This window comes from Xanthomonas bonasiae, from assembly GCF_017163705.1.
Lineage (GTDB): Bacteria > Pseudomonadota > Gammaproteobacteria > Xanthomonadales > Xanthomonadaceae > Xanthomonas_A > Xanthomonas_A bonasiae.
In genome coordinates this window covers 72,134-98,209 of record NZ_JAFIWB010000014.1, presented here as the reverse complement: position 1 = coordinate 98,209, position 26,076 = coordinate 72,134, and the positions used below count along the sequence as shown (strand labels likewise).

The 26,076-nt window shown below is 69.2% G+C and carries 20 protein-coding genes and 3 tRNA genes; 10 read left to right on the top strand and 13 right to left on the bottom strand.

Annotation, left to right across the window (positions count from 1 at the left end; translation table 11 throughout):
* A complete protein-coding gene (locus tag JR064_RS13450; protein ID WP_241093044.1) occupies positions 1 to 1,485 on the top strand; it encodes an efflux transporter outer membrane subunit in 1,485 nt (494 codons plus the stop codon).
* 513 nt (positions 1,486 to 1,998) lie between these two features.
* On the opposite strand, the gene rlmB is transcribed toward JR064_RS13450, so the two are convergent.
* From rlmB to JR064_RS13425, 5 genes are all read right to left on the bottom strand, one after another.
* Positions 1,999 to 2,745, bottom strand: a complete 747-nt coding sequence (gene rlmB, locus JR064_RS13445) for a 23S rRNA (guanosine(2251)-2'-O)-methyltransferase RlmB (RefSeq protein ID WP_003467227.1) — start codon at positions 2,743 to 2,745, stop codon at positions 1,999 to 2,001.
* 343 nt (positions 2,746 to 3,088) lie between these two features.
* The gene (locus tag JR064_RS13440) at positions 3,089 to 3,559 is read right to left on the bottom strand and encodes a GFA family protein (RefSeq protein WP_206230032.1); all 471 of its coding nucleotides are present in this window, start codon (positions 3,557 to 3,559) and stop codon (positions 3,089 to 3,091) included.
* Positions 3,560 to 3,682: 123 nt separating this feature from the next.
* Complete coding sequence (locus tag JR064_RS13435) at positions 3,683 to 4,360, bottom strand: hypothetical protein (protein WP_206230031.1); 678 nt, start codon at positions 4,358 to 4,360, stop codon at positions 3,683 to 3,685.
* A gap of 103 nt (positions 4,361 to 4,463) precedes the next feature.
* Positions 4,464 to 6,932 (bottom strand): ribonuclease R, encoded by a 2,469-nt coding sequence (gene rnr, locus JR064_RS13430; protein ID WP_241093043.1) that lies wholly within the window; start codon positions 6,930 to 6,932, stop codon positions 4,464 to 4,466.
* A gap of 136 nt (positions 6,933 to 7,068) precedes the next feature.
* Positions 7,069 to 7,155, bottom strand: a tRNA-Leu gene (locus tag JR064_RS13425).
* 435 nt (positions 7,156 to 7,590) lie between these two features.
* Here JR064_RS13425 and JR064_RS13420 point away from each other — a divergent pair.
* The 3 genes from JR064_RS13420 (at position 7,591) to JR064_RS13410 (ending at position 8,728) form a co-directional block, all read left to right on the top strand.
* Entirely contained in the window at positions 7,591 to 8,025 is a 435-nt protein-coding gene (locus tag JR064_RS13420) for a VirK family protein (RefSeq protein WP_206230030.1), read from the top strand.
* A 114-nt stretch (positions 8,026 to 8,139) separates the two neighbouring features.
* Positions 8,140 to 8,226 (top strand) — tRNA-Leu (locus JR064_RS13415).
* Between the two features lie 415 nt (positions 8,227 to 8,641).
* Positions 8,642 to 8,728, top strand: a tRNA-Leu gene (locus JR064_RS13410).
* A gap of 197 nt (positions 8,729 to 8,925) precedes the next feature.
* On the opposite strand, the gene JR064_RS13405 is transcribed toward JR064_RS13410, so the two are convergent.
* Entirely contained in the window at positions 8,926 to 9,123 is a 198-nt protein-coding gene (locus JR064_RS13405) for a hypothetical protein (protein WP_191825593.1), read from the bottom strand.
* A 296-nt stretch (positions 9,124 to 9,419) separates the two neighbouring features.
* Between JR064_RS13405 and JR064_RS13400 the strand changes: the two genes are divergently transcribed.
* Positions 9,420 to 9,764, top strand: a complete 345-nt coding sequence (locus JR064_RS13400) for a helix-turn-helix domain-containing protein (protein WP_179565821.1) — start codon at positions 9,420 to 9,422, stop codon at positions 9,762 to 9,764.
* 122 nt (positions 9,765 to 9,886) lie between these two features.
* Here the strand turns inward: JR064_RS13400 and JR064_RS13395 are convergent, their stop codons facing one another.
* From JR064_RS13395 to JR064_RS13375, 5 genes are all read right to left on the bottom strand, one after another.
* Entirely contained in the window at positions 9,887 to 11,428 is a 1,542-nt protein-coding gene (locus tag JR064_RS13395) for a GDSL-type esterase/lipase family protein (RefSeq protein WP_206230029.1), read from the bottom strand.
* A gap of 134 nt (positions 11,429 to 11,562) precedes the next feature.
* Positions 11,563 to 13,140, bottom strand: a complete 1,578-nt coding sequence (locus JR064_RS13390) for a DHA2 family efflux MFS transporter permease subunit (protein ID WP_179565825.1) — start codon at positions 13,138 to 13,140, stop codon at positions 11,563 to 11,565.
* A gap of 8 nt (positions 13,141 to 13,148) precedes the next feature.
* Complete coding sequence (locus JR064_RS13385) at positions 13,149 to 14,330, bottom strand: HlyD/EmrA/EmrK family protein (RefSeq protein ID WP_179565827.1); 1,182 nt, start codon at positions 14,328 to 14,330, stop codon at positions 13,149 to 13,151.
* A 10-nt stretch (positions 14,331 to 14,340) separates the two neighbouring features.
* Entirely contained in the window at positions 14,341 to 15,825 is a 1,485-nt protein-coding gene (locus tag JR064_RS13380; protein ID WP_206230028.1) for an efflux transporter outer membrane subunit, read from the bottom strand.
* 8 nt (positions 15,826 to 15,833) lie between these two features.
* Complete coding sequence (locus JR064_RS13375) at positions 15,834 to 16,283, bottom strand: MarR family winged helix-turn-helix transcriptional regulator (protein WP_206230027.1); 450 nt, start codon at positions 16,281 to 16,283, stop codon at positions 15,834 to 15,836.
* Between the two features lie 140 nt (positions 16,284 to 16,423).
* On the opposite strand from JR064_RS13375, the gene JR064_RS13370 reads away from it, so the two are divergent.
* Complete coding sequence (locus tag JR064_RS13370) at positions 16,424 to 17,317, top strand: AraC family transcriptional regulator (RefSeq protein WP_206230026.1); 894 nt, start codon at positions 16,424 to 16,426, stop codon at positions 17,315 to 17,317.
* A 57-nt stretch (positions 17,318 to 17,374) separates the two neighbouring features.
* Complete coding sequence (gene parC, locus JR064_RS13365) at positions 17,375 to 19,618, top strand: DNA topoisomerase IV subunit A (RefSeq protein WP_191825597.1); 2,244 nt, start codon at positions 17,375 to 17,377, stop codon at positions 19,616 to 19,618.
* A gap of 366 nt (positions 19,619 to 19,984) precedes the next feature.
* Here the strand turns inward: parC and JR064_RS13360 are convergent, their stop codons facing one another.
* Entirely contained in the window at positions 19,985 to 20,752 is a 768-nt protein-coding gene (locus tag JR064_RS13360) for a DoxX family protein (protein ID WP_206230025.1), read from the bottom strand.
* Between JR064_RS13360 and JR064_RS13355 the strand changes: the two genes are divergently transcribed.
* Positions 20,726 to 21,634: a LysR family transcriptional regulator gene (locus tag JR064_RS13355; RefSeq protein ID WP_179565839.1), complete on the top strand. Its 909-nt coding sequence runs from the start codon at positions 20,726 to 20,728 to the stop codon at positions 21,632 to 21,634. The two genes, JR064_RS13360 and JR064_RS13355, sit on opposite strands and share 27 nt — an antisense overlap.
* Before the next feature lie 37 nt (positions 21,635 to 21,671).
* Here JR064_RS13355 and bfr read toward each other — a convergent pair whose 3' ends face one another.
* Positions 21,672 to 22,166: a bacterioferritin gene (gene bfr / locus JR064_RS13350; protein ID WP_206230024.1), complete on the bottom strand. Its 495-nt coding sequence runs from the start codon at positions 22,164 to 22,166 to the stop codon at positions 21,672 to 21,674.
* A gap of 222 nt (positions 22,167 to 22,388) precedes the next feature.
* Between bfr and JR064_RS13345 the strand changes: the two genes are divergently transcribed.
* Both JR064_RS13345 and JR064_RS13340 read left to right on the top strand, forming a co-directional pair.
* On the top strand, positions 22,389 to 24,767 hold the full coding sequence (locus JR064_RS13345; protein ID WP_206230023.1) for a penicillin acylase family protein: 2,379 nt from the start codon (positions 22,389 to 22,391) through the stop codon (positions 24,765 to 24,767).
* Between the two features lie 105 nt (positions 24,768 to 24,872).
* Positions 24,873 to 25,913 carry a right-handed parallel beta-helix repeat-containing protein gene (locus JR064_RS13340; protein WP_206230022.1) on the top strand — a complete coding sequence of 347 codons (1,041 nt, stop codon included), beginning with the start codon at positions 24,873 to 24,875 and terminating at the stop codon, positions 25,911 to 25,913.
* The last annotated feature ends 163 nt before the right edge of the window (positions 25,914 to 26,076 follow it).

Sequence of the window (26,076 nt, the reverse complement as noted above, 5' to 3'; positions counted from 1 at the left end):
ATGCTCTCCTCCATGCGCCCGGCGCTGTTGCCGCTGGCCCTGCTCGCCACGCTGTCCGGCTGCGTCAGCACCGGCCAGTACCGCGCCTCGCCGATCGCCGTGCCGCAGCGGTACGCCGCCGGTGCAGACACGGCGGGCGACGCGCGCCAGCCGCTGGCGCTGCAGGCCACCTACCCCGCCCACGACATCGCCGCCGACGCCTGGTGGCAGGGCTTTGGCGATCCGCGCCTGGACCGGCTGGTGGCGCGTGCGTTGGCGGTCAACGCCGACCTGGCCACGGCCGGGTTGCGCCTGCGCAAGGCGCGGCTGCAGGCCGGCCTGAGCGAGACCGAGCTGTGGCCCAGCGCCAGCGGCAGCGTCAGTGCCTCCGGCAGCCGCGCCACCGACCATCACGACGACGTCTCCCGCAGCAATGCCGCCAGCGTGTCGCTGAGCTGGGAGATCGACCTGTGGGGCAAGCTGCGCGCGCAGCGCGACGCCGACCGCTGGGAAGCCGAGGCCACCGACGAGGACCGCGAGAACACCGCGCTGGCCCTGGTCGGCGAGGTCTGCGACCAATACTGGCAACTCGGCTATCTCAACCAGAGCATCGCCGCCGGCGAGGAGAATCTCGCGCGCCTGGCCAAGACCCTGCAACTGGTGCAGGTGCAGTTCCAGGCGGGCGACGTGTCGCGGCTGGAAGTGCGCGAGGCCGAGCAGAACCTGGAAAGCCAGCGCACCGAGCAGAGCAAACTGCTGCAAGAGCGCGTGGAAGCCCGCAACAAGCTGACCGTGCTGCTGGACGGACAGCCCTGGCCGCAGGCCGAGGAACCGCAGAATCTGGACGCGTTCGCGCGCCCGCCGCTGGCGCCGGGCCTGCCGGCGCAACTGCTGGCGCGCCGCCCGGACCTGCGCGCGGCCGAACTGCGGCTGCGCAGCGCACTGGCCGACATCAAGGTCACCGCGACCAGCTATTACCCGACCCTGAGCCTGACCGGCTCGCTCGACGGCAGCAGCGCCACGCTGGCGAACGTGCTGAAGAATCCGCTGGCCACGCTCGGCGCCGGACTGACCCTGCCGTTCCTCAACCTGCACCAGGCCCAGCTCAATACCCGCATCACCGGCACCAGCTACGAGATCGCCGCCAGCACCTTCCGCACCACGCTGTACACCGCCCTGGGCGACGTCGACAACGCCTTATCGGCGCGCACCCAGTTGGAAACGCAGGTGGCCTCGGCGCAGAAGTCCTTCGACGCCGCGCGCGACGTGGAGCGCATGTACGAAGTGCGCTACCGCAGCGGCGCCACCGACCTGCGCACCTGGCTGGACGCGCAGCAGACCCGGCGCAGCGCGGAACTGACCCTGGCCCAGGCCAGGCTCGACCAGCTCAACAACGACGTCACCCTGTACCAGGCACTGGGCGGCAGCGGTGCGACGGCATCCGATGCAGGTGCAACGGCGACGACGGCCTTGGCGGCGACGAGCGCAGCAATCGACCAGCGCTGAAGCGGAACATCGCCGCGAACGGCTCCAGGCGGCTTGGGGCCATGGACCAGACCGAAGGTCGGCCCGCACGGGCCCGGTCGGGGCTGAAGCTCCTCCTACAGTGCACCCAGCCGGCTCGCCGCAATCCCTCCAGGAACGGCTTCGAGTGGCCTTGTGTCATCCGCCGGACGCAGCCCCGACCTTCCGCCATCATGCAGTCGGGGCTGAAGCTCCTCCTACAGTGCACCCAGCCGGCACCTCCGCCGTCCCCGCACAAACTCCCGTAGGAGCGGCTTCAGCCGCGACAGGCAGCGTGGCGGGCCTTCGGCCTTCGGATACCGAAGCCCCTCCAAAGCGCATCCGGCCAAGCATGCGGCGCCCACTGTGGGAGCGACTTCAGTCGCGACGAGCGAAGTGGTGAGTCGAACGACTTTGGTCAGGTCGGAGCTGAAGCCCCTCCTACGAATGCACCAGACCGGCGCATGCGTTGCGTGCAGCAAAACCCTCCACGACGCGACGCGCGTGGACGGCGCCTCACCCCATGCGCTGCCGCACCGCCTCGAACAGGGTCACGCCGGTGGCCACCGACACGTTGAGGCTCTCGATGTCGCCCGGCATCGGAATCTTGACCAGGCCGTCGCAGTGCTCGCGGGTCAAGCGGCGCAGGCCGTCGGATTCGCCGCCCAGCACCAGCGCCACGTTGCCGCGCAAGTCCTGCGCGTACAGCGAGGTCTCGGCCTCGCCGACCAGGCCGTAGATCCACACGCCCTGCTTCTGCAGGTCGCGCAGGCAGCGCGCCAGGTTGGTCACCGCCACGATCGGAATGCGGTCGGCGGCGCCGGCCGAGGTCTTGCGCACGGTGGCGTTGACCGGCGCCGACTTGTCCTTCGGGATCACCACCGCGGTCGCACCGGCCGCGGCCGCACTGCGCAGGCAGGCGCCGAGGTTGTGCGGATCCTGCACGCCGTCGAGCACCAGCAGCAGCGCGCGGCCCTCGGCGGCGGCGACCAGGCCTTCCAGTTCGTTCTCGCCCCAGGTACGCGCCGCCGCATAGCGCGCGGCCACGCCCTGATGCCGCACCGAGCCGCCGACGCCGTCCAGCGCCTGGGTGTTGACCCGCCGCACCTCGATGCCCTTGCGCCGCGCGTTCTCCTCGATCTCCACCAGCCGCGGATTCTTGCTGCCCGCCTCGATCAGCACTTCGCGCACGTTGTCGGCATCGTTCTCGATCGACGAGGCCACGGCGTTGACGCCGACGATCCACTGGTTCTGCTTGCTCATGAGGCGGGGACTGCGAGGAAGGAAAGCGGGAATGGTAGGCGTTGCCGGCGCCCACGTCACATCGCCTGCGGTGCATGACCGCGCCGACCGGGCATCTGCGCCCTGCGCAGCAGGGCGACAGGACCCGACGGCACAGCAGCCGCGCCGCGGCGACGGGCAGCCGGGCGCGCACGGGACTCCCGCTTGCCCGGCACGCCCGAAGCCGCCTGCCGCGACCGCGACGACACCGCGGCACGCCCGAACGCCGACGCGGCGGCACTGCCCCGTGCCACCCATGTCTTCGGCGGAAACCGCGGCGGGCAGGCCCTGGACCGGCATCCGCCGCGCTCCTGCGACATCACGCTCAGCCCGGCCAACGCTCGGTGTCGTGGTCCGGATGCTGGTGCGACACCACCTGCGCCAGGAACGGCGCCGCGTCCAGATCGGCCTCGGTGCGGATCGACGGCAACCGGTGCAGGCCATCCACGAACGGCAGCTTGCCTTCCAGCCCGTACTGGATCCGCGGCGGCAGCGCCGCCGGGTCGTCGAACGCACCGGCGGCCACCGCGATGCCGTCCGGCGCTTCGTAGGTCAGCGGCGTGCCGCAGTCGGCGCAGAAACCGCGCCGCACCAGGTTGGAAGAGTGGAAATGCTTCAGCGCGCCACGCGTCCACACCAGGTCCGCACCGCGCGTGGAGACCAACGGCGCGTAATAGGCACCGAATGCCTTCTGGCACATCCGGCAATGGCAGATCGAGGCGTCGTCGAGCCGGCCGCGCACCCGGAAGCGCACCGCACCGCACTGGCAACCGCCACTGTACTGGTCGTGATTCATGCATGCTCCTTGGTTGCGGTCCTGGCAGCCGTTCGGCCCAGCGTGTTTTACCAGAACACCGCGATACGGGCAGTGGGCTGCGCGCACCTTGCTCAGGACAAGTCTCCTCGCCGCAGGGGCGACCTATTCTGCGCCGCCGCGATCGTGGAGCTGCGTTTCGAATGCCACCTTGCCCAAGCGGCTCTTGACCCGATACGTCCCTTCGCCGAGTTCCGCAGATTTAAACAGATCGCGCCTGTCGATGAATCCCGGTACTTCGTGCATCCAGATCCGTTCGACCTTTGCGCTTCCTTGGCGCGCGACTTCGCAATACCAGGCTTCGCCAACGTCGGAGTTCAACAGCTTGACCACAGTGACGTTCCGCTTGCCGTCCTTACTGCGTTTTGCAAGCCTTCCGATCGGAACCAGCAGTTGCAAACCAGCATTCAAGATCGCGTCAGCGGTGGAGTCCACGAGCTTGACGAGCACGTCGTTGCCGCCACGGCTTGTGGCAATTGCAAGCAGCGCGCCACGCAGTGCTTCCAATAGCCTGATGTCCTGGCCGGGCCGGCCCAGCGACAAAAAATGTTCGAAATCAAAGACTTCGACAAACACATGGGTCACGCCCAACACGTTATCGAACGCATCTTCTTGGCCGCGCGGGCCCAGTGACACCACGATCTTGCTGGAGCCGTTGATCTCCACCGTCGGCAGCAGCGCCATGAACATCTGCGTGATGTGATGGCTCAACCGACGAATACCCATGCCCTCCGGGAGAACGGCCGCGTCGCTTTCCTGCAGGACGAGTAGATTCAGATGCATTGCTGTTCGCAACCATGAACCACATCGCGCGAACGGTGTGCCCGCCGCGCGCCACTTGCGCGATCGCGGCGGGCGCCAGGCGGCCCGCCGCGACGCCGCGCCGTCAGTACTTCTTTTTCTTGCGCTTGGCCGGCTGCTGCTGCCCACGTTCCGGCGGCGGCGGCATGTCGGTCATCGGCTCGCCTTCCACGACCAGGCGGAAATCGATCTTGCGCTCTTCCATGCTGGCCTTGAGCACCAGGATGCGGACCCGGTCGCCGAGGCGGAACTGCATGCCGCGGCGCTCGCCGGACAGGGTCTTGCGCACCGCGTCGAACTGGTAATAGTCCTGCGGCAACTGGGTCACGTGGATCAGGCCGTTGACCTTGGACTGGTCCAGTTCCACGAACAGGCCGAAGCTGGTGACGCCGCTGACCACGCCGTCGAACTGGCCGCCGACGTGCTTCTCCATCCACGCCGCACGGTAGCGCTCGTCGACCTCGCGCTCGGCCTCGTCGGCACGGCGCTCGCGCTCGGAGCACTGCAGCGCCAGCGCCGCCATCTCGCGCGGCGAATACAGGTACTTGTCCGGCGCGCCGCGGGTCAGCGCGTACTTGATCGCGCGGTGCACCAGCAGGTCCGGATAACGGCGGATCGGCGAGGTGAAGTGCGCGTACGCCTCCAGCGCCAGGCCGAAGTGGCCGGCGTTGTCCGGCGAGTAGACCGCCATGCTCTGGCTGCGCAGCAGCACCGACTCCAGCAAGGCCGCGTCGGGGCGCTCGCGCACCTTCTTCAGCAGCTTGGTGTAGTCGCCCGGCACCACCTTGCTCCATGGCGGCAGGCTCAGCTTGAATTCCTTGAGGAACTCGAGCAGGTCGGCGTACTTGGACTCCGGCGGCCGCTCGTGCACGCGGTACGGCGCCGGGATGCGCGCCTCCAGCAGGTGCCGCGCCGCGGCCACGTTGGCGGCGATCATGCATTCCTCGATCAGCTTGTGCGCGTCGTTGCGCACCAGCATCCCGGCCTGGGTCACCTCGCCGGTGTTGTCGAGCACGAAGCGCACTTCCGAGGTCTCGAACTCGATCGCGCCGCGGCGCGAACGCGCCTTGGCCAGCACGTGGAACAGCTGGTACAGGCGCTCGATCTGCGGCAGCACCGCGGCCACGTCCTTGCGCACCTGCTCGTCTTTCTCGCCCACCGCCTGCCACACCTGGTCGTAGGTGAGCCGCGCATGCGAATTCATCACCGCCTCGTAGAAGCGCGCGCCGGCCACCTCGCCCTGGCGATCGATCTGCATGTCGCAGACGAAGCACATGCGGTCGACCTTGGGATTGAGCGAGCAGATGCCGTTGGACAGCGTCTCCGGCAGCATCGGCACCACGAAGCCGGGGAAATACACCGAGGTCGCGCGGCGGATCGCCTCCACGTCCAGCGGCGTGCCCGGACGCACGTAGTGCGACACGTCGGCGATGGCGACCACCAGGCGGAAGCCTTCGGCGTTCGGCTCGCAGAACACCGCGTCGTCGAAGTCCTTGGCGTCGGCGCCGTCGATGGTCACCAGCGGGGTCTGCCGCAGGTCCACGCGGCCCTTGATCGCGGCCGGCTCCACCGTCATCGGCACCGCCGCGGCTTCGTCGAGCACCGCCTGCGGGAATTCGTACGGCAGCTCGCGGCCGTGGATCGCGGTTTCCACCACCAGCGATGGGGTCAGCTTGTCGCCGAGCACCGCGATGATCTTGCCGATCGGCGGGCGCCGCCCGTCCGGGGTGGAGGTGAGTTCGCACACCACCAGCTGGCCGTCGCGGGCCTCGCCCATCGCATCGGTCGGGATCTGGATGTTGCGCTGGATGCGCTTGTCGTCCGGCACCACATAGGCGATGCCGCCCTCCATGCTGAAGCGGCCGATCAGCCGGCTCAGGCCGCGCTCGAGCACGCGCGCGATGCTGCCTTCGCGGCGGCCGCGGCGGTCGATGCCGGTGACGTTGGCCAGCGCGCGGTCGCCATGCAGCACCTTACGCATCTCGTAGGGCGGCAGGAACAGGTCGTCACCGCCTTCGTCCGGGCGCAGGAAACCGAAGCCGTCGGGATTGGCGATCACCACGCCGGGGATCAGGTTGGTCTGCTGCACCGGCGCGTAGCCGCCGCGGCGGTTCTGCACCAGTTGCGCCTCGCGCAGCATCGCGCCCAGGCGCTTGCTCAACGCCTCCATGCGCGACGGTTCGGTCAGGCCGAGCTGCCCGGCCAGTTCCTCGAGCGTCTGCGGGCCGTCGCAGCGGTCCAGCAACTGCAGGATCGCCTCGCGGCTGGCGATCGGCTCGGCATAGCGCTCGGCCTCGCGGGCGGCGAACGGATCGGCCACCGCGGCGGCCGGCTTCTTCCGCGAGGACGGTGCGGGCACGGGCTCGGGCGGATGCAGCGGCTGCAACGGCGGCTTGGGGCTACGCCGCAGGAAACTGGGGAGGCTGGGCATCCACGACGGCATCTTGGATTTCTTCGGCGGCGGCGGAGCCGCCGGGGCGCCGGCCTTGCTGGCGGGCGTGTCGTGGGATGCGGATTTGCCGGGCTTGCCGGACTTGGTTTTTCTATTGGTCATCCACCCATGGTACTCGCTGGGTCGTCAACGCAGGCAAACCGGCGACCAGACCCGGCGGCAGAGCGGCCCAGAAACGACGAGGCCCGCGTCAGCGGGCCGGTCGTTGCGGGAGTTCAGCGCTCCCGCGTGTTGCATGTGGTGCCCAGAAGAGGACTCGAACCTCCACGAAGTTGCCCCCGCTAGCACCTGAAGCTAGTGCGTCTACCAATTCCGCCATCTGGGCGATGGAGGCCGCGAATTCTGCGGGCGTCGCGCGCCCTTGTCAATGCCGGCGCGCGACGCGCGGTCCGGCGGCGCGCGCCACCGCCAGACGCAATGCGCATTCCGGGACCCCCCCGGCTCGATCGCCCGACGCGCCAGGCGACGCACATCCACCTGCGGCATGCGACGGCGCCGCCCACAACGCAGCGCGGCGCCGGATCGCAAGCGGCAACGTCCGGGCGGCACCGGCATGCGCGAGCACGGCGCATTCGGCAGAAAACCGCATCTTTCGTGCGGATCCGGACACGACGCGAAACCTGCGCCGGGGCGAGCGGACCTGCTTCGAACAAGCGCTGTGACGCAGCCAGGAGAACGCGATTTTGTCGGTTGACCGCGCAGCGCAAAGGGCTAGCGTGCGTGCGGCGAACCGCCCCTCCCCCACGCTCCGGAGCTCCGCATGAAGTCCCTGCCCCTGTCGCTGCTCGCCGCCTCGCTGCTCGCTTTCGCCCACTCCGCCGGTGCCGCCACGCGGCTCGATTCGCTCGCCGAGATCGAACGCTCGCTGCAGAGCGGCGCCTCGGTCGCGGTCGCGATCGACCTGAGCCAGTGCACGCCCAGTGCCGGCGGCGCCACCCCGACCCAGACCCGCGGCGGCCTGCGCATCGGCGCATACCGGGTGATCGAAGACGGCACCCTGTCCTTCGCCGACGAGCACCTCACCGTGGGCCGCGACGGCAAGCCGATCCAGCAGTTCCTGCGCTACCAGGTGCACCCGGACAGCCGCATCGACTTCAGCATGGCCGTGTTCGCCCTGCCCGGCTACCAGCAGAACGGCGCCACGCTCGGCTACCGCTGCGCGATCAACCAGGGCCTGCGCTTCACCGCCAGCTGATGCGCCGGCAGGCGGTACGTGCGCCGCAGGCACAGCGCACGCACCGCCGAAGCGCGCGTGCAAAACGCCGCTTGACAGCGACACGCGCAACCGACAAAATTCTCGGCCTGTATCGCCCAGGTGGCGGAATTGGTAGACGCACTAGCTTCAGGTGCTAGCGGGGGCAACTTCGTGGAGGTTCGAGTCCTCTCCTGGGCACCATTCGATACAGCAGCAAAGAAAAACCCGCTCCGGCGGGATTTTTTTTGCCTGTCGTTTGCTGGCGTGCCGCGATGGTTCGCGCAGCGGCGCGGCCGGCGCACGACTCCGTGCAGGCCTGCATGGAGGTTTTCTGCTGGAGGGACACCTCCGCCCCGGGGCTTCACTGGAAATGGCGTGTCTGCGCTGACGTGTCGATGCCGCACGGCGCCTCGGCGGTTGCCGATGCGGCCGGCATTCCCTACCCAAGTCGCGTTGTCGCGACCGGAGCGTCATGCCGCCGATCGTCCGGCATGCGTGGGCCAGTTGCAGCAGCGATGCGGCGCACTACAGCCGCTGTCGCGTGGCCGCCGCGCCGGACCTGCAAGAACCTGCTTGACAGTCCCCGGCACTGCCAGCAAAATTCCGCGCCTGTATCGCCCAGGTGGCGGAATTGGTAGACGCACTAGCTTCAGGTGCTAGCGGGGGCAACTTCGTGGAGGTTCGAGTCCTCTCCTGGGCACCATCGATACGGCAAGCGTTGTAAAGAAAAACCCGCTTCGGCGGGTTTTTTGTTGCCTGCGGCGCAGGCGATGCCCGCCGCAATCGGCAGCGGCGAACGAACCAGGCAGGATTCCGCGACCGTAGCGCGGCAACGTACGTCGCCGCGTCCCGGCCACCGCACGGCGCCGCCCCGCACGCAACGGCGCAGCCGCCGCGCGCTCAGCGATACGGCGGGCGGAACGCGCCGATGTCCACGCGCACGCCGTCCACCCACACCGCGACCATGTACGCCCGATAGCCCGGGTTGTGGCGCTCGGCCGCGCGCGCGGCCAGATACGCGTTGGCGGCGTGGACCAGGACGTACAGTGCCGGCTCCAGGTGCGCCACGCGCCGCAGCTTCACTTCGTAGGTGGCCATGCCCCACCCTCCGCCGCGGCGGCGGCCGCACGCCGCTCGCTCGCCGCGGCCTGGCCTGCCCGGGGAAAGAACGCCACGGGGCGCCGCTGCGCCGTCGCTGCAACGGCAATGGAAACTAGGCGAAATACCATGCACTCCTCGGTCGTCCGTGTCCGCTGTGCGCGCCCTCACGCGTCAGCGCGGCCCGCACCGCCAAAGTATCGAATCTCCGAACATCTAGAGTCAAGCATGGCTGTACGACAAGGTTACGGATGCTCCATATCTTGGTAGGCCCCGTAACTGCAAGGCCCACCGCGATGAAAAGCTTCGGCGACCGTTTGCGCGAAGCCAGGAAAGCCGCCGGGCTCACCCAGGAGCAATTGGGTTTCGCGCTGGGCGTGACCAAGTCGTCGGTGTCGGCGTGGGAGAACAATCGCGAGACCCCGAGCTTCCGCCTGTTGCCGAACCTGCGCGGCGTGCTCAAGCGCTCGCTGGACGAACTGATCTGCGGCCAGGGCGGCGCGCGCCTGCACGACCTGCCGGCCGATTACGCGCTGCAGGCGCACGACACGCACGAACAGGCGCTGCTGACCCGCTACCGCAACCTGCCGGCGCGGCGCCGCGAAGCGGTGCTGGAACTGCTCAAGCCGGACAAGGGCTGAGCGCGCCGCCGCGTCCGCCAGCGTGCCTCCCCTGTAGGAGCCGCTTCAGCCGCGACAGGCACCTTCGGTAAGTTCCTGTCGCGGCTGAAGCCGCTCCTACAGGGGCTTCCTGGCAGCGCGTTTCAACCGCCGACGCCGATCTCGCGCAGCGCCTCGCCCCAGATCCGGTAACCGTCCTCGCTGGGATGGGTGCTGTCGGGCATCAGCGCCTGCGGCAGGCGCCCGTCGGGTTGCAGGAAGCGCGCGCCGATGTCCAGCCAGCGCACCGCCGGATCGTGGCCGAAACGCGCGGCCAGCAGGCGGTTGGTCTGCGCGATCGGGGCGCGCAGCGGCGCGTCGGCGGCGAAACCGCGCGGCAGGATGCCCATCAGCACGATCTTGCTGCGCGGCAGCCGCTGGCGCACCTCGGCGACCACCGCGGCCACGCCGTCGGCCGCTTCCTGCGGCGTGCTGGCCCGCGCATGGTCGGTGCCGGTCAGGTTGTTGGTACCGATGTTGATCACCACCCAGCGCGGCGCCAACCCGTCCACTTCGCCCTGCCGCAGCCGCCACAGCACGTTCTGGGTGCGATCCCAGCCGAAGCCCAGGTTCAGCACCCTGGCCGCGCCGAAGGTGCGCTGCCAGGCCTGCGCGCCGCCGACCCGGGTGGCCTGCGGCGGCCCGCCCCAGAAGTGGGTGATCGAGTCGCCGAGCATCACCACGTCGGGCCGCAACCCGCGCGCCGCCTCCAGCGCCGCGTGGTGGCGCGCGTACCAGTCGTAGGAATCCTGCTCCAGCCACGGCACCGGCACGAGCGCGGGATTGACCTCGGTCATCGCCGCCAGCGGCACCCGCGGCGGCTCGCCGAGCAGGCGCGCCAGGGTCGGCTCGATCGCCTCGGCCATGCGCCGCTGGCCGCGCGTGTCCGGGTGCAGGGCGTCGCCCGGCGGATGCAGCCGCGGATCGTAGAACAGGCTCTGGTCGAGCGCGCCGTCCTTGCGGAACGCCGCGCCGATGTCGAGATAGGCGACGCGCGGATTGTCGCCGTAGCGCACCGCCAGCGCGCGGTTGACCTCGGCGTCGCGCGCGCTCTTCTGCGCCGATCCGGCGCTGGGCAGCAGGCCGAGCAGCAGGATCCGCGTCTTCGGCAGGCGCTGTTCCAGGGTCGCCACCACCGCGTCGATGCCGAGCACGGTGTCTGCGGCGCTGTGCCGCTCGTGGCCGGTGTTGTTGGTGCCGATCAGCAGCATCGCGACCTTGGGCTGCAGGCCATCCACTTCGCCGTGCTGCAGCCGCCACAGCACATGTTCGGTGGCATCGCCGCTGAAACCCAGGTTCAGCGCGCCGCGGCTGCCGTAGAAGGTTTGCCAGGTCGGCTGGAAATCCTCGTCCGGCGCATTGGCCTTGTCGTAGTTGTGGGTGATCGAGTCGCCGATCAGCAGCAGCGGCGTGTCCGGATGCGCGCGCGCCTGCTCCAGCACCTGCTGGTGGCGCTGCGCCCACCAGGCTTCGTGCAGGCGGTCGGTCGGGGTGATCGCCGCCACGTTCGGCTCGGCCTGCGCGCTGCCGACGCCGAGGGCGCCGAGGCACAGCAGCAGCGCTGCACACTGCCGGGCGCGTGCAGCGCCGCGGCGCGGCCGCGAGGAATCCGAGCGGGACCACAAGGCGCGCAGAAAACGCTGCATGTCCGAACCTGCCGATGCTTGCGAGGGAGCGGCATTCTGGTCCGCCGCTCGCCGCGGCGGCAAGCGCGCCTGCCGCCGCCGCACAAACGAAACCCCGCACGCGGCGGGGTTTCGTCGTTGCCGGCGCGCCGGACTCAGTGACCGCCCGCCGCGGCCGCGCCGCCGCCGCCCGCGAACGGCGGCTTGGCCAGCCACAGGAAGAAGATGATGCCCAGGAACGTCCAGCCCAGCAGGTAGAAGATGTCGTTGAAACCCATCTGCGAGGCCTGGTGGTTGATGGTGTTGTTGAGGAAGGCGGCACCGGTCTGCAGGTCGCCCTGCCCCATCGCCTGCACCTGCTCCTGCATCCCCGGCGTGTACGTGGAGATGTGCTCGGTCAGGTGCGCGTGGTGCAGTTGGGTGCGCTTGGCCCACAGGTAGGTGGTCAGCGAGGCGGCGAAGCTGCCGCCCAGCGTGCGCAGGAACGTGGCCAGGCCGGAACCGGCGGCGATCTCGCGCCCGTCCAGGTCCGACAGCAGGATCTGCAGCACCGGCATGAAGAACAGCGCCACGCCCACGCCCATCAGCAACTGCACCCCGGCCACGTGGGCGAAATCGACCTGCAGGTTGAAGTCCGAACGCATGAAGCTGGTCGCCGCCATGAAGATGAAGGCGATGCTGGCGAGCATGCGCAGGTCGAAGCGCGAGGCGTACTTGCCGACGAACGGGGTCATCAGCACCGGCAGGATGCCGATCGGCGCGGTGGCCAGGCCGGCCCAGATCGCGGTGTAGCCCATGTCGCGCTGCAGCCACTGCGGGATCAGCAGCGACACGCTGAAGAACGCGGCGTAGGCCACGATCAGCGCCATGGTGCCGGCGCGGAAGTTGCGGTGGCGGAACAGGCGCAGGTTGACGATCGGATCCTTGTCGGTCAGCTCCCAGATCAGGAACACCGCCAGCGCCACCGCCGAGATCGCGGCCAGCACCACGATCTTGTCCGAACTGAACCAGTCCTCGTCGTTGCCCAGGTCCAGCACCAGCTGCAGGCAGCCGACGCCGATGATCAGGGTGATCAGGCCGACGTAGTCCATGCGCGGGCGCTCGGTCGGTTCCGGACGGCCGCGCAGCTGCGAGCCGACCACGAGCGCGGCGATGATGCCCAGCGGCACGTTGATCAGGAAGATCCATTCCCAGCTGTAGTTGTCGGTGATCCAGCCGCCCAGGATCGGGCCGGCGATCGGCGCGACCACGGTGATCATCGCCAGCAGCGCCAGCGCCTGCCCGCGTTTCTCGCGCGGGTAGATCGACACCAGCAGGCTCTGCGTGATCGGATACATCGGCCCGCACACGAAGCCCTGGATCGCGCGCGACACCACCAGCATGCCCATGCTCTGCGCCAGGCCGCACAGCAGCGAGGCGATGGTGAAGGACAGCGTGGCCCACACGAACAGCTTGGTCTCGCCGAAGCGCCGGCTCAAAAAACCGGTCAGCGGCAGCGCGATCGCATTGCTGACCGCGAACGAGGTGATGACCCAGGTCGCCTGCTGCGAACTGGCGCCGAGGTTGCCGGCGATGGTCGGCAACGAGACGTTGGCGATGGTGGTATCGAGCACCTGCATGAACGAGGCCATCGCCAGGCCCACCGTGCACAACGCCACGCTGGGCGGGCGGAACGCGGCGGCCGGTGCGCCCGGAGCGCCGGGCGCGGCAGGAGTGGCAGCTTGGTTGGACATGGCCGGACTCAGTTCGCCTTGGCGGCGTCGGGCAGGTTGGCGTGGATGATCTGCGCGATGGCCTCGTCGGCCTGGCCCAGCTGCTGCGCGTAGACGTCGGTATCCAGCAGCGTGCCGGTGGCGAACTTGGTCGGCAGCACGCCGCCGTTCTGCTGGTGCAGGTTCACGTCCACCTTCATCGACAGGCCGATGCGCAGCGGATTCTGCGCCAGCTGCTTGGGATCGATGGCGATGCGCACCGGCACGCGCTGCACGATCTTGATCCAGTTGCCGCTGGCGTTCTGCGCCGGCAGCAGCGAGAACGCGCTACCGGTGCCCAGGCCCAGGCTCTGCACCGTGCCCTGGTAGCGCACCGCGCCGCCGTACAGGTCCGACTCCAGTTCCACCGGCTGGCCCAGGCGCATGTGCTTGAGCTGGGTTTCCTTGAAGTTGGCTTCCACCCACACCTGCTCCAGCGGCACCACCGCCATCAGCGCGGTGCCGGGCTGCACGCGCTGGCCGACCTGCACCGAGCGCCGCGCGACGTAGCCGGACACCGGCGCGACGATCGCGCTGCGGGCATTGTTGAGGAACGCCTGGCGCACCTGCGCGGCGGCGGCCTGCACGTCGGGCTGGTGGGCCACGCCGTTGTCGTCGATCAGCGCGCGGTTGCGCTCCACCGTCTCGCGCGAACCGCTGACCGCGGCCTCGGCGGCGGCCAGCTGGTCGCGCGCATGCGCCAGTTCCTCTGCGGAGATCGCGCCGGTGGCGACCAGGCTGCTGCGGCGGGCGACGTCGGCGCGGGCGCGCTGCAGGGTCACCTGCTGCGACGACAGTTCGGCCTGCGCGCCTTGCACGCTGCGGAACAGGCCGCGCACCTGGCGCACGGTGCGCGCCAGATTGGCCTCGGCCTGCTGCAGCGCGACCTGGGTGTCGGCCGGATCGAGCTTGACCAGCAACTGGCCGCGCTCCACGCGCATGCCGTCGTCGGCGCCGATGCTGACCACGGTGCCGGCCACCATCGGCGTGATCTGCACCAGGTTGCCCTGCACGTAGGCGTCGTCGGTGTCTTCGTGCCAGCGGCCGGAGACGAAGTACCAGATCGCCAGCGCGATCAGCACCAGCACCACCAGCACGGCCAGGCCGCGCAGCAGCATGCCGCGCCGGCTCGGGGCGGGAGCGGAGGAATCGGGAGTCGTTGTCTGATTCATTGCAGCGGTCTCAGGAATGCGTGGAAGCGGAGGAGGTCGACGGCGCGTCGGCGGCGGAGGTGGCTTCGTAGCCGCCGCCCAGCGCCTGGTTCAGGCGCACCGACACCAGGATCTGGTTGGACTGCAGCGAGGCCAGGCGCTGCTGCGCCTCGAGCAACTGCTGCTGCACGCTCAGCACGTCCAGGTAGTTGCCGATGCCGGCGCGGTAGCGCTGCTGCGCCAGGTCGAAGGCGGCCTGCGCGGTGCCCACCGCCTGCGCCTGCTGTTGCGCCTGCTGGGCCAGCGAACGCGCTGCGTTGACCTGATCGGCGACCTCGCGCAGCGCCGCCACCAGCGCCTGGTTGTAGGTGGCCACCGCCAGGTCGTATTGCGCATCGCGCTCGGCCAGCTGGCTGCGCAGGCGACCGCTGTCGAACAGCGGCAAGCTCACGCTGGGCGCGAACACGCCGAGCAGTGCGTCGCCCTTGAACAGGTCGGCGGGATTGGTCGCGGCGACGCCGCCGAGCGCGAGCAGGTTGATGCTCGGATAGAACTGCGCCTTGGCCGCGCCGATGCTCTGCGACGCCGCCTCGACCCGCCAGCGCGCGGCGACCACGTCCGGGCGGCGCCCGAGCAGATCGCTGGGCAGCACCGACGGCAATTGCACCGCCACCGGGTCGAGCGGCCGCGGGCGCTCGATCTCAAGCCCGCGATCCGGGCCGCGGCCGAGCAGCGCCGCCAGCGCGGTACGCGCCTCGTCGATCTGCTGCTGCGCCGCCTGCTGCTGCTGGCGCGCGGCCGGCACCCGCGCCTCGGCCTGGCGCAGCTGCAGGTTGCTGTCGATGCCGGCGCCGACCCGCTGCCGCACCAGCTTCAGGCTGTTGTCCGAGCGCGCCAGCTCTTCGCCGGCCAGGTCGTACAGGCGCCAGGCGTAGCCGAGCTGCGCATAGGCGCGGGCCACGCCGGCCGACAGGTCCAGGCGCGCGGCCTGCGCATCCACCTGCGCCGCATGCGCCTGGTCCACCGCCGCTTCCCAGGCCGCGCGCTTGCCGCCCCACAGGTCGAAGCCGTAGCTGAAGTCCAGCAGCGCCTGCTCGTTGTGGATGTACTTGCCGCCGATCTCGTCGCCGGCCAGTCCCTTGGGCAGTTGCAGGCCGGTATAGCCGGCCGACAGCGACAGCTTGGCGCCGCGGTCGGCATTGGCCGCGCCGGCCTGCGCCTGCGCCAGGCGCAGCCGCGCGTCGGCCGCCTCCAGGTTCGGCGTGCCCTGCAGCGCCTCGGCGATCAGCGCGTCGAGCTGCGGGTCGCCCAGCGCCTTCCACCAGTCCTGCTGCGGCCAGGCGGCCGGCGCCAGCTGGTCGGCGGCCAGGTTCTTGCCGGCCTGCAATTGCCGGTCGGCATCGAGCCGGCGGCCCTGCGGTTCCAGGCCACGGCTGCTGGCGCAGGCGGCCAGCGCCAGGGTGAGTGCCGCGGCCGCGAACGGGCGCAGGCGATGGGACGAAGCGGAGAGGTTCATAAGCGGAGTCATGGCGAATTGAGGGAGTCGCGGACGCGGGTCAACAACGATGTGAGGTGTTCGCGCTCGTCGGCCGAGAGGTCGCGCAGCGCGCTGGCGATGGCCTCGTCGCCGCGCTGCTTGAGCTGCTGCCACAGCGCGCGGCCCTCGTCGGTCAGCACGATCTGCAGGGCACGGCGGTCCTGCGCATGTGGTTCACGGCGTACCCAGCCCAGGTCCTGGAACTTGTCCAGCAGGCGGGTGACCGCGCTGGGGTTCTGGTCGATGGCCTGGGCCAACTCGTTGGCGGTGCAGGGCGACATGTACGCCAGCGCCTTCATGCCGATGTAGTGGCTGAAGCCCAGGCCTAGCTGGAGTTCGGTCATGGAGGCGTCCAGGCGGCGCATCAGCCCGTCGCGCACCTGCCGCAGCAGCAAGCCGAACGAGGGCGGACCAGGGAGGGAGGGAGCGCAGTTCATGGACGCCAATTATTTTCATCTGGAAATATATGTCAAGAAAATATCTCGGAAATAAGTAAATGCTGCGTTGCAGCAGCGGAACGCTGGCGCGCCGCCACTCTAGCGCCGCGGCGGCCTGGCCCAGTATTACAATCGGGACAATGGATATCGAAAACCAGCCATTCGCCTCCCTCCCCTCGCCACAGCGCGGCGCATCGGCCGACCTGCACGATCCGCGCATCGCCGAATGGTTCGATCAGGCCGACGGTCCGCCGCTGCTGGCGTTCCTGGCGCAGACCCCGGTCGCGCTGGAACACGAGGTGGACTGGCACCGGCATGTCCGCGGGCAGATGATCTGCGTGGAAGAGGGCTTGCTCGGCACCCGCACCGAGCACGGCCACTGGACGCTGCCGCCCGGTTGCGCCGGCTGGATGCCGCCGCAGGAGCTGCACACGGTGCAAATCGCCGGACCGCTGCGCATCTATGTGCTGCTGGTCCACCCGGCAGCCTGCGCGGAGCTGGCCGATCGTCCGTGCGTGATCGGCATGAACGGCCTGCTGCGCGAGCTGCTGCTGCGGGTGGCCGCGTGGGGCATGCCGCAGGCCCTGGATGCGGACCAGCAGCGGATCTGCGCGGTGCTGCTGGACGAACTGCGCCAGGCGCCGATCGAGCGCCTGCACCTGCCCATGCCCAGCGACCGCCGCCTGCTGCGCATCGCCGCGCAATTGCTGGCCACCCCTGCCGATCACCGCTCGCTGGCGCAGTGGGCGCAGTGGGCCGGACTGTCGCCGCGCAGCTTGAGCCGGCATTTCCGCGAGGAAACCGGGCTCAGCTTCGCCGGCTGGCGGCAGCAGGCGCGGCTGGCCGAGGCGCTGCGCCAGCTCAGCGACGGCAGCAGCGTCGCCGATGCCGCGCACCGGCTCGGCTACAGCAGCCCCAGCGCCTTCGTCACCGCCTTCCGCGGCCATTTCGGCAGTCCGCCGGCACGCTATCTTGCCGCTGCCGACCGCGCCGGCGCGACGCGCGGCTTGGCATCGCCGGCCGCATCCGGATAATCGACCGGCTGACCTGCGGCGCCCGCCGCCGCGTTCCCCTATAGGTATTTCCTGCGCATGACCGATCTCGCCCGCCCCGCCTTCCATGGTTTCGAACAGCTGCCGCTGCGCGAATACGCCGAACGCGCCTATCTCGACTACTCCATGTACGTGGTGCTGGACCGCGCCCTGCCGTTCCTCGGCGACGGCCTGAAACCGGTGCAGCGGCGCATCATCTACGCGATGAGCGAGCTGGGCCTGAACGCCACGGCCAAGCCGAAGAAGTCCGCGCGCACCGTCGGCGACGTGATCGGCAAATACCACCCGCATGGCGACAGCGCCTGTTACGAGGCGCTGGTGCTGATGGCGCAGCCGTTCTCCTACCGCTACCCGCTGATCGAAGGCCAGGGCAACTTCGGCTCCACCGACGACCCGAAGTCGTTCGCGGCGATGCGCTACACCGAATCCAAGCTGACCCCGATCGCCGAAGTGCTGCTCGGCGAGCTCGGCCAGGGCACGGTGGACTGGTCGCCGAACTTCGACGGCACCATGGACGAGCCGACCTGGATGCCGGCGCGGCTGCCGCATCTGCTGCTCAACGGCACCACCGGCATCGCCGTGGGCATGGCCACCGACGTGCCGCCGCACAACCTCAACGAGATCGTCAGCGCGCTGATCCGCCTGCTCGACGATCCCGACGCCAGCGTCGCCGACCTGTGCGAACACGTGCGTGGGCCGGACTACCCGACCACCGCCGAGATCATCACCCCGGCCGCCGATCTGCGGGCGATCTACGAGACCGGCCACGGCAGCGTGCGCGCGCGCGCCACGTTCCAGAAGGAACACGCCAACATCGTGGTCACCGCGCTGCCCTACCAGGTGTCGCCGTCGAAGGTGATCGAGCAGATCGCACAGCAGATGCGCGCCAAGAAGCTGCCGTGGCTGGAAGACATCCGCGACGAGTCCGACCACGCCAACCCGGTGCGGGTGGTGCTGGTGCCGCGCTCCAACCGGGTCGACGCCGAGCAGCTGATGGGCCACCTGTTCGCCACCACCGACCTGGAGCGCAGCTACCGGGTCAACCTCAACGTGATCGGCCTGGACGGCCGCCCGCAGGTCAAGAACCTCAAGACCCTGCTGGAGGAGTGGCTGCGCTTCCGCAGCGACACCGTGGTGCGCCGGCTCAACCATCGCCTGGAGAAGGTCGAGCGCCGCCTGCACCTGTTGGAAGGCCTGCTGGTCGCGTTCCTCAACCTGGACGAAGTGATCCGCATCATCCGCAGCGAGGACGAGCCCAAGCCGGCGCTGATCGCGCGCTTCGCGCTCAGCGAGGAACAGGCCGACTACATCCTGGAAACCCGCCTGCGCCAGCTGGCGCGGCTGGAGGAGATGAAGATCCGCGGCGAGCAGGACGCGCTGGCCAAGGAGCGCGAACAGCTGCAGGCGGTGCTGGCCAGCAAGACCAAGCTGAAGAAGATGATCAAGGACGAACTGGTCGCCGACGCCAAGAAGTTCGGCGACGCGCGGCGCTCGCCGCTGGTGCAGCGCGGCGCGGCGCAGGCGATCGACGAGACCGAGCTGGTGCCGAGCGAGCCGATGACCATCGTGATGTCGGAGAAGGGCTGGATCCGCGCGGCCAAGGGCCACGACGTGGACCCGGCCGGCCTGTCCTACCGCGACGGCGACAGCCTGCTGGCCGCGGTGCGCGGGCGCAGCACGCAGCAGGTGGCGTTCCTGGATTCGGAAGGCCGCGCCTACTCCACGCTGGCGCATTCGCTGCCGTCGGCGCGCGGCAACGGCGAGCCGCTGACCGGGCGTTTCTCGCCGGCCTCCGGCGCGTCGTTCCAGGCCATGGCCAGCGGCGAGAACGACAGCCGGCTGGTGCTGGCGTCCTCCCACGGCTACGGCTTCGTCACCCGCTTCGAGAACCTGACCAGCCGCAACAAGGCCGGCAAGGCGATGCTCAACCTGACCCCGAACGCCAAGGTGCTGACGCCGGCGTCGGTGAGCAACCTGGACACCGACCGCATCGTCGCGGTGACCAGCGCCGGCCACCTGCTGGCGTTCCCGATCGCCGACCTGCCCGAGCTGGACAAGGGCAAGGGCAACAAGATCATCGACATCCCCAAGGCCAAGCTCGGCACCGAGCGGGTGGTGGCGATCGCCGCGGTCGCGCCGGGCAATACGCTGCTGGTGAAGAGCGGCCAGCGCACCATGTCGCTGTCGTTCAAGGACCTGGACGCCTACCTGGGCGTGCGCGCCAGCCGCGGCGGACTGCTGCCGCGCGGGTGGCAGAAGGTGGACGATCTGGCGGTGGAGTGATTGAAGAGCCGGGATTGGGGATTCGGGATTGGGGATTCGCAACAGCGAGCGGCAAACAGCAAATCGGCCCTTTCGGGCCGATTTTTTTGCTCTAAAAAGCCAGCGCGCATACCAACCAGAAGCGGCTTGAGGGCTTGTCGATGGCCATAGAATCCACTGCCTTCGGCCAGAATCATGCGACCGCGCGTGCAGAGCATGGATACGCGCGCTCTGCGCGCCAATCTCAGGGCGGAGTTGGCTGGATGATCTGTTCGCGGCCATGCGCCCGGGTCTGCAGCGCCACGCTACCGCGTTTGGACGCGCCCAGCGCTGGATCGTTCCTCGCACGGCGGCCAGCGCTGATTTGATCGCCTTCCCGCAGCGGTGTCAGGCGACTGACTGCGACGTACGCGGCGAAATGGGCACCTGTCGGCGTCCCCATAGGATGAAGGCCGCCAGCGGCAGCAGGACTGCGTTCAAGGGCAAAGCAGCGAACTCGCCACGCATCGAGTGGAACGCAATGGCGGCGAGTTGAAGCAATACGCAACCCAGCGCTGCCAGAACGGTCAAGTTGGGCCGGATACGCGTCAGCGCGGGCAAGAGGAGGCCAAGGCCGCCAGCCACGTCGATGGCGCCGGTCACGTGCAGCAACAACGGATGCTCGACCGGCCACGAGGAATGCCACATCGCTGCCAGGGCTTCGGGAGCCACGAACAATTTCTGGAAACCGAAAAGCAGGAACGCCAGGAACATCAGCGTTTGCACGATCCACAGGCTGATGCGCAAGGCCTTGCCCGCAGCAGGCTGGGAAGTAACGAAGATTTGCATTGGAGAATTCCAGTCGATTGGGATGGGATTTACGGCAGGTTGTGCGATATGCGCCCGGGCGGCCGCCAACGCCCATGAAGCGCCGTCCGGTCCGTGGCTGACGCCTTCGATTCCGATCGTCTGCACATGGGTGATGCCCATGAAGCCGAGCACCAGGCGCAGATAGGGCCTGGCATGGTCCAGCGCCGCGGTTTGGCCTTCGAAGTGGATGCCGCCAGCAACGACCCCACTGTAGGCACGACCACCAATCGTGTAAACGGGTAAAATATCGATCCAACTTATCCATTTTGTGGATGGACCTTGAAGCCTCACCCCACCATCGATCAACTGGAAGTCTTCGTGGCAGTGGTGGAGCACGGCGGATTTTCGGCGGCCTCCCGAGCGCTTCACCGCACGCAATCGGTCGTCAGCTACACGGTGGCGAACCTGGAAGCGCAGCTCGGTTTGACGTTGTTCCAACGCTCGGGCACCAAGCGCCCTCGCCTCACGGAGGCTGGGCGCTCGGTCCTGGAGGATGCACGCAGGCTGATGGGAGACCTAGACCTGCTACGTTCGCGCCTGAAGGCACTCAACGACGGGCTGGAAGGCCAGCTGGGCGTGGCCATAAGCAACGCGGTGCCCTCCGACATCGTGGTCGAGGTCCTGCGTGCGTTTCGCGAGCGCTATCCGACGGTGTCCTTGAACGTCACTGTCGGCACGCTCGGCACCGTGATGGAAGCCGTCCTCTCGGGCAAGGCTGTCCTCGGCTTTGGGGGTGCGATGGACAACGCAGGCAGCGCCGTCGTGACCGAGCGCATCGGCTGGGCCATGACGGTGCCTGTCGCCGCGCCGGGTCATCCGCTGGGCCGGCTGGGACGCGAACTGCAGCCGGCTGACGTGCGGGACGACACGCAAATCGTCGTCTATGACGCCTCGGGGCTGACCAAGGGACGGGACTTCAACGTGTTCTCGCTCAAGACCTGGCGCGTGAGCGACAACGCGACCAAGCTGCTGTTCATCCGCAGCGAGTTGGGCTGGGGCGGGCTGCCCGAGTCGCTGGTCCGCGAGGATTTGGCCGATGGACGCTTGGTGCGGCTCCCGTTTCCGGCCTTCGATCAGGGCAAGTCACCGATCTACGCGATTCGCAGCGCGGTCAACCCGCCGGGGCCAGCGGCTCGGTGGCTGACCGAGGAGACGGAACGCCAGTTCCAGCGTTTGAGCGCGGAGTAAACACTCTGCAGCGCGGGCGGGAGGCGGTGCCAGGGGCTCAGGCGTCCTTGCCGGAAACGCCGCCGTCGCCGATCTTCGAGGTCTGGTACAGCGCAATGCCCAGGCGCTTGATCAGGCCCAACTGCTGTTCCAGCCACCAGGCGTGGTCTTCTTCGGTGTCCTGCAGCTGCTTGAGCAGGATGTCGCGGCTCACGTAGTCGCCATGTTCCTCGCACAGCTTCATGCCGGCGGCCAGGTTCGCGCGCACTTCGTATTCGACCTTCAGGTCCTTCTGCAGCATCTCTTCGACCGTGCGCCCGGGTTCGAACGCATGCGGACGCATGTCCGGGTCGCCTTCCAGGAACAGGATGCGCCGCAGCAGCGCATCGGCGTGCTCGGTCTCCTCTTCCATCTCGTGGTTGATGCGCGCGTACAGCGCCTGCAGGCCCTGGTCCTCGTAGCGCCGCGAGTGGATGAAATATTGATCGCGTGCGGCAAGTTCGCCGCGCAGCAGGTCCTTGAGGCATTGCACAACTTCAGGATGTCCCTTCATGGGGCAGGCTCCGTAACGTCTAAGGCGGCCATAGTGCCCGAGCCGCGCGCACCGCGTTCCAATCGGAATCATTAGCATCCCGATTTTCCATCGGCACGGACGCGTGCAGCGGCGCGAGCGAAGCTGACCCCGGCCCAACCGCTCGCGAACGCCCGCCGGATGTACGCAAGAACGACACGCAGTCGCGTCTAGAATCCAGGATTGGCCGGCGGAGATGCCTGGATGCGGAGCAAGTGGAAACGGGGACTGCTGTGGCTGGCGGCGCTGGCGATCGGACTGGTGTTGGCGACATGGCTGCTGCTGCGCGGCAGCCTGGCCACGCTCGACGGCCAGGTCGATCTGGATGGGCTGGCGGCGCCGGTGCGGATCCAGCGCGACGCGCAGGGCACGGTCACCATCGACGCCGGCAGCGAGGCCGATGCGATGCGTGCGCTCGGTTACGTGCATGCGCAGGAACGCTACTTCCAGATGGACCTGATGCGCCGCGCCGCCGCCGGCGAACTGTCGGACCTGGTCGGCAACGCCACGCTCGGGGTGGACAAGCAACGCCGCATGCACCGCCTGCGCGCGCACGCCGCCGCGCAACTGGCCAGCTTCGGCGGCAGCCATGCCGCGGCGCTGCAGGCCTACAGCGCCGGCGTCAATCGCGGCCTGCACGCGCTGCGGGTGCGGCCGTGGCCCTACCTGCTGCTGGTCAAGGCGCCGCGCGACTGGCAACCGGTGGACTCGGTACTGGCCGGCGACGCGATGTATTTCGATCTGCAAGGCCGCCAGCTCGGCCGCGAACTGTCGCTGTACCGCCTGCAACAGCACTTGCCGGCGCCGCTGTTCGCGCTGCTGCGCCACGACGGCAGCAGCTGGGACGCGCCGCTGGATGCGCAGGCGCGCGGCGACGCCACGCTGCCCGACGCCAGCCAGGTCGATCTGCGCACCCTGCCCGACGCCCCGCGCGATGGCAGCACCGCGGACCATGCCGCACCGGGCAGCAACAACTGGGCGATTGCCGGCAGCCGCAGCGCCGACGGCCGCGCCATCGTCGCCAACGACATGCATCTGCAGCTGGGCGCGCCCAGCCTGTGGTTCCGGGTGCGCCTGCGCTACGCCGACGCGCAGGCGCCGGGCGGCCGCGTGGACGTCACCGGCTTTTCGCTGCCGGGCCTGCCGGCGGTGATCGTCGGCAGCAACGGCCATGTCGCCTGGGGCTTCACCAACAGCTACGCCGACACCAGCGACTGGTACCGGTTGACGCCGTGCGCGGCCGCGCCGCAGCCCGGCTGCACCGCGGTCGTTCATCACCGCGAAAGGATCAAGGTGGCCGGCGGCCTGGACGTCACGCTGGACGTGGAAGACACCGCGTACGGCCCGATCCTGCAGCACGAGCCGGACGGCACCGCGCTGGCGCAACGCTGGGTGGCGCAGTTGCCCGGCGCGCTGAACCTGGGCCTGGCCGACCTGGCCCGCGCCGATTCCCTCGCCAGCGCCTTCGCCAGCGCGCAGCACATCGCCACCCCGGCGCAGAACCTGGTGCTGGCCGACAGCGCCGGGCATATCGGCTGGCGCGTGCTCGGCGCGCTGCCGCTGCGCGGACCCAATTGCCGCAGCGACGCACTGGTCCATGACGTCAGCGCGGCAGTGCCGGCAGCGCAGCGCTGCGCGCCCTGGCCGGTCTCCACTGCGCATTCGCCGCAGCGGATCGATCCTGCCGACGGGCAACTGTGGACCGCCAATGCGCGCGTCGTCGGCGGCGAAGACTTGGCGGCACTCGGCGATGGCGGCTACGCGCTGGGCGCGCGCGCGCAGCAGATCCGCGACGACCTGCGCCTGCATCCGCAGCTGGACGAACGTCAACTGCTGTCGATCCAGCTCGACGATCGCGCGCTGCTGCTGCAACGCTGGTGGACCTTGCTGCAGCAACGCGACGGCGGCGCCGCCACGCCGGCGCTGCATGCGCTGGCGCAGGCCGGCAAGCACTGGGAGGGCCGCGCCAGCACCGATTCGGTGAGTTACCGGCTGGTGCGCGCCTGGCGCCTGGCGCTGCTGACCCGGATCCGCGACGGCCTGATCGCCCCGGCGCGCGCCGAACTCGGCGCCGACTACGCCATGCCGCCGCTGCCGCAGCTGGAAGCGGTGGCCTGGCCGATGCTGCAGCAGCAACCGGCGCACCTGCTGCCGCGCCGCTACGCCAGTTGGCAGGCCTTGCTGGAGGATGCCGCCGCCGAGGTCCGCGACCAACCCGACCAGGACGTGCCGTTGCCGCAGCGCCGTTGGGGCGAACAGAACACCGCCGCGATCTGCCATCCGCTGGCGCGCTCGCTGCCGGGAGTGCTGCGGCCTTGGCTGTGCATGCCGACCGAGGGCTTGCCCGGCGACAACGACATGCCGCGGGTGCAGCGTCCGGACTTCGGCGCGTCCGAGCGCATGGTGGTCGCGCCCGGCCACGAAGCCGACGGCATCGCGCACATGCCCGGCGGCCAGAGCGAGCATCCGCTGTCGCCGTTCTGGGGCGCCGGCCACGACGACTGGGTGCAGGGCCGCGAATCGCCGTTCCTGCCCGGCCCGGCCCGCTACACGCTGACATTACGGCCACCTGCGCGACAATGAGGCCCTTGTCGCGCTGATGCGCACCACGCGATCCGACCTGCCGCCGCGGCCCGCGCGCGGCGTCTGCGGTCCTCCCCTCCCTCCCCCCAGCGGAGCCTGTATCCGATGAATGCCCGTCCCCTGCTCGCCCTGTTGTTGCCGCTCGCCGCCTGCCTGTCGAGCGGCTGCGCCACGGCCGCCGCCCCCGCCTCTGCCGCCACCGACTGCAGCGTGCGCGCCGAGCCGGGCGACGACCTGCAGGCCGCGGTGGACCGCGTGCCCAACGACGGCAAGCCGGCCACGGTATGCCTGACCGCCGGCGATTTCCACGTGACCAAGCTGCTGTCGATCCAGCGCGACGGCCTGCGCCTGCGCGGCCAGGGCGACGCCACCGTGCTGCGCATGCAGGACGGCGTGCAGCAGCCGGTCATCGTGGTCGGCGACTACCAGAACGAACGCCCGCAGCGGCCGATCCGCGATGTCGTCGTCGAGCAGTTGCAGATCGTGGGCGGCAGCGCCGAGAAGGAATTCATGCCCGAGCGCCCGTACCTGAGCAACAGCCTGGTGGTGGTGCGCGCCGGCCAGAACATCCGCCTGTCCGGGCTGCGCGTGAGCAAGTGCCGCAGCGCCTGCCTGCTCAGCGAGTACGACAGCCGCGACCTGCTGATCGAGCGCAACGACGTGTCCGGCGCGATCTGGGACGGCGTGTCGTTCAACCGCACCACCAAGGTCAAGCTGATCGACAACTACATCCACGACAACGTCGCCGCCGGCATCACCACCGAGCACCTGGAAGACAGCGAGATCCGCAACAACCGCCTGGAACGCAACGGCAGCCAGGGCGTGTACCTGGCCGATGCGCGGCGCAACCTGTTCGTCGGCAACCAGTTCACCGGCAACAAGGGCGCCGGCATCTACCTGGCCTGCTCGATCCGCCAGCGCACCCCGGAGATCCTGTGCTGGGACAACAGCATGAGCCAGGACAACACCTTCGAGAACAATATCTTCAAGGACAATCCCTACACCTACACGATCGGCGTGGACCGCGCCGCCAACTGCAGCGGCCCGGACTTCCGCCAGAACCTGTGGCGCAAGAACAACCAGGCCGACGCCTCCGGCGTGGACATCCAGCCGGAGCGCTACGGGCGCTGCATGCGCTTCGAGTGAGGCCGCGACTCGGGACTCGGGACCGGAAGAACGGAAGTCGGTAGAGCCTCGGATCGCGGCAGCGCGCTTTCCCGAGTCCCGGGTCCCGCTCCCCTCAAGCACATCCCGGCTAGGCCGATAACCGGGGATCGATCCTGGGCAATCGAGGCACCGCACCGTGGGC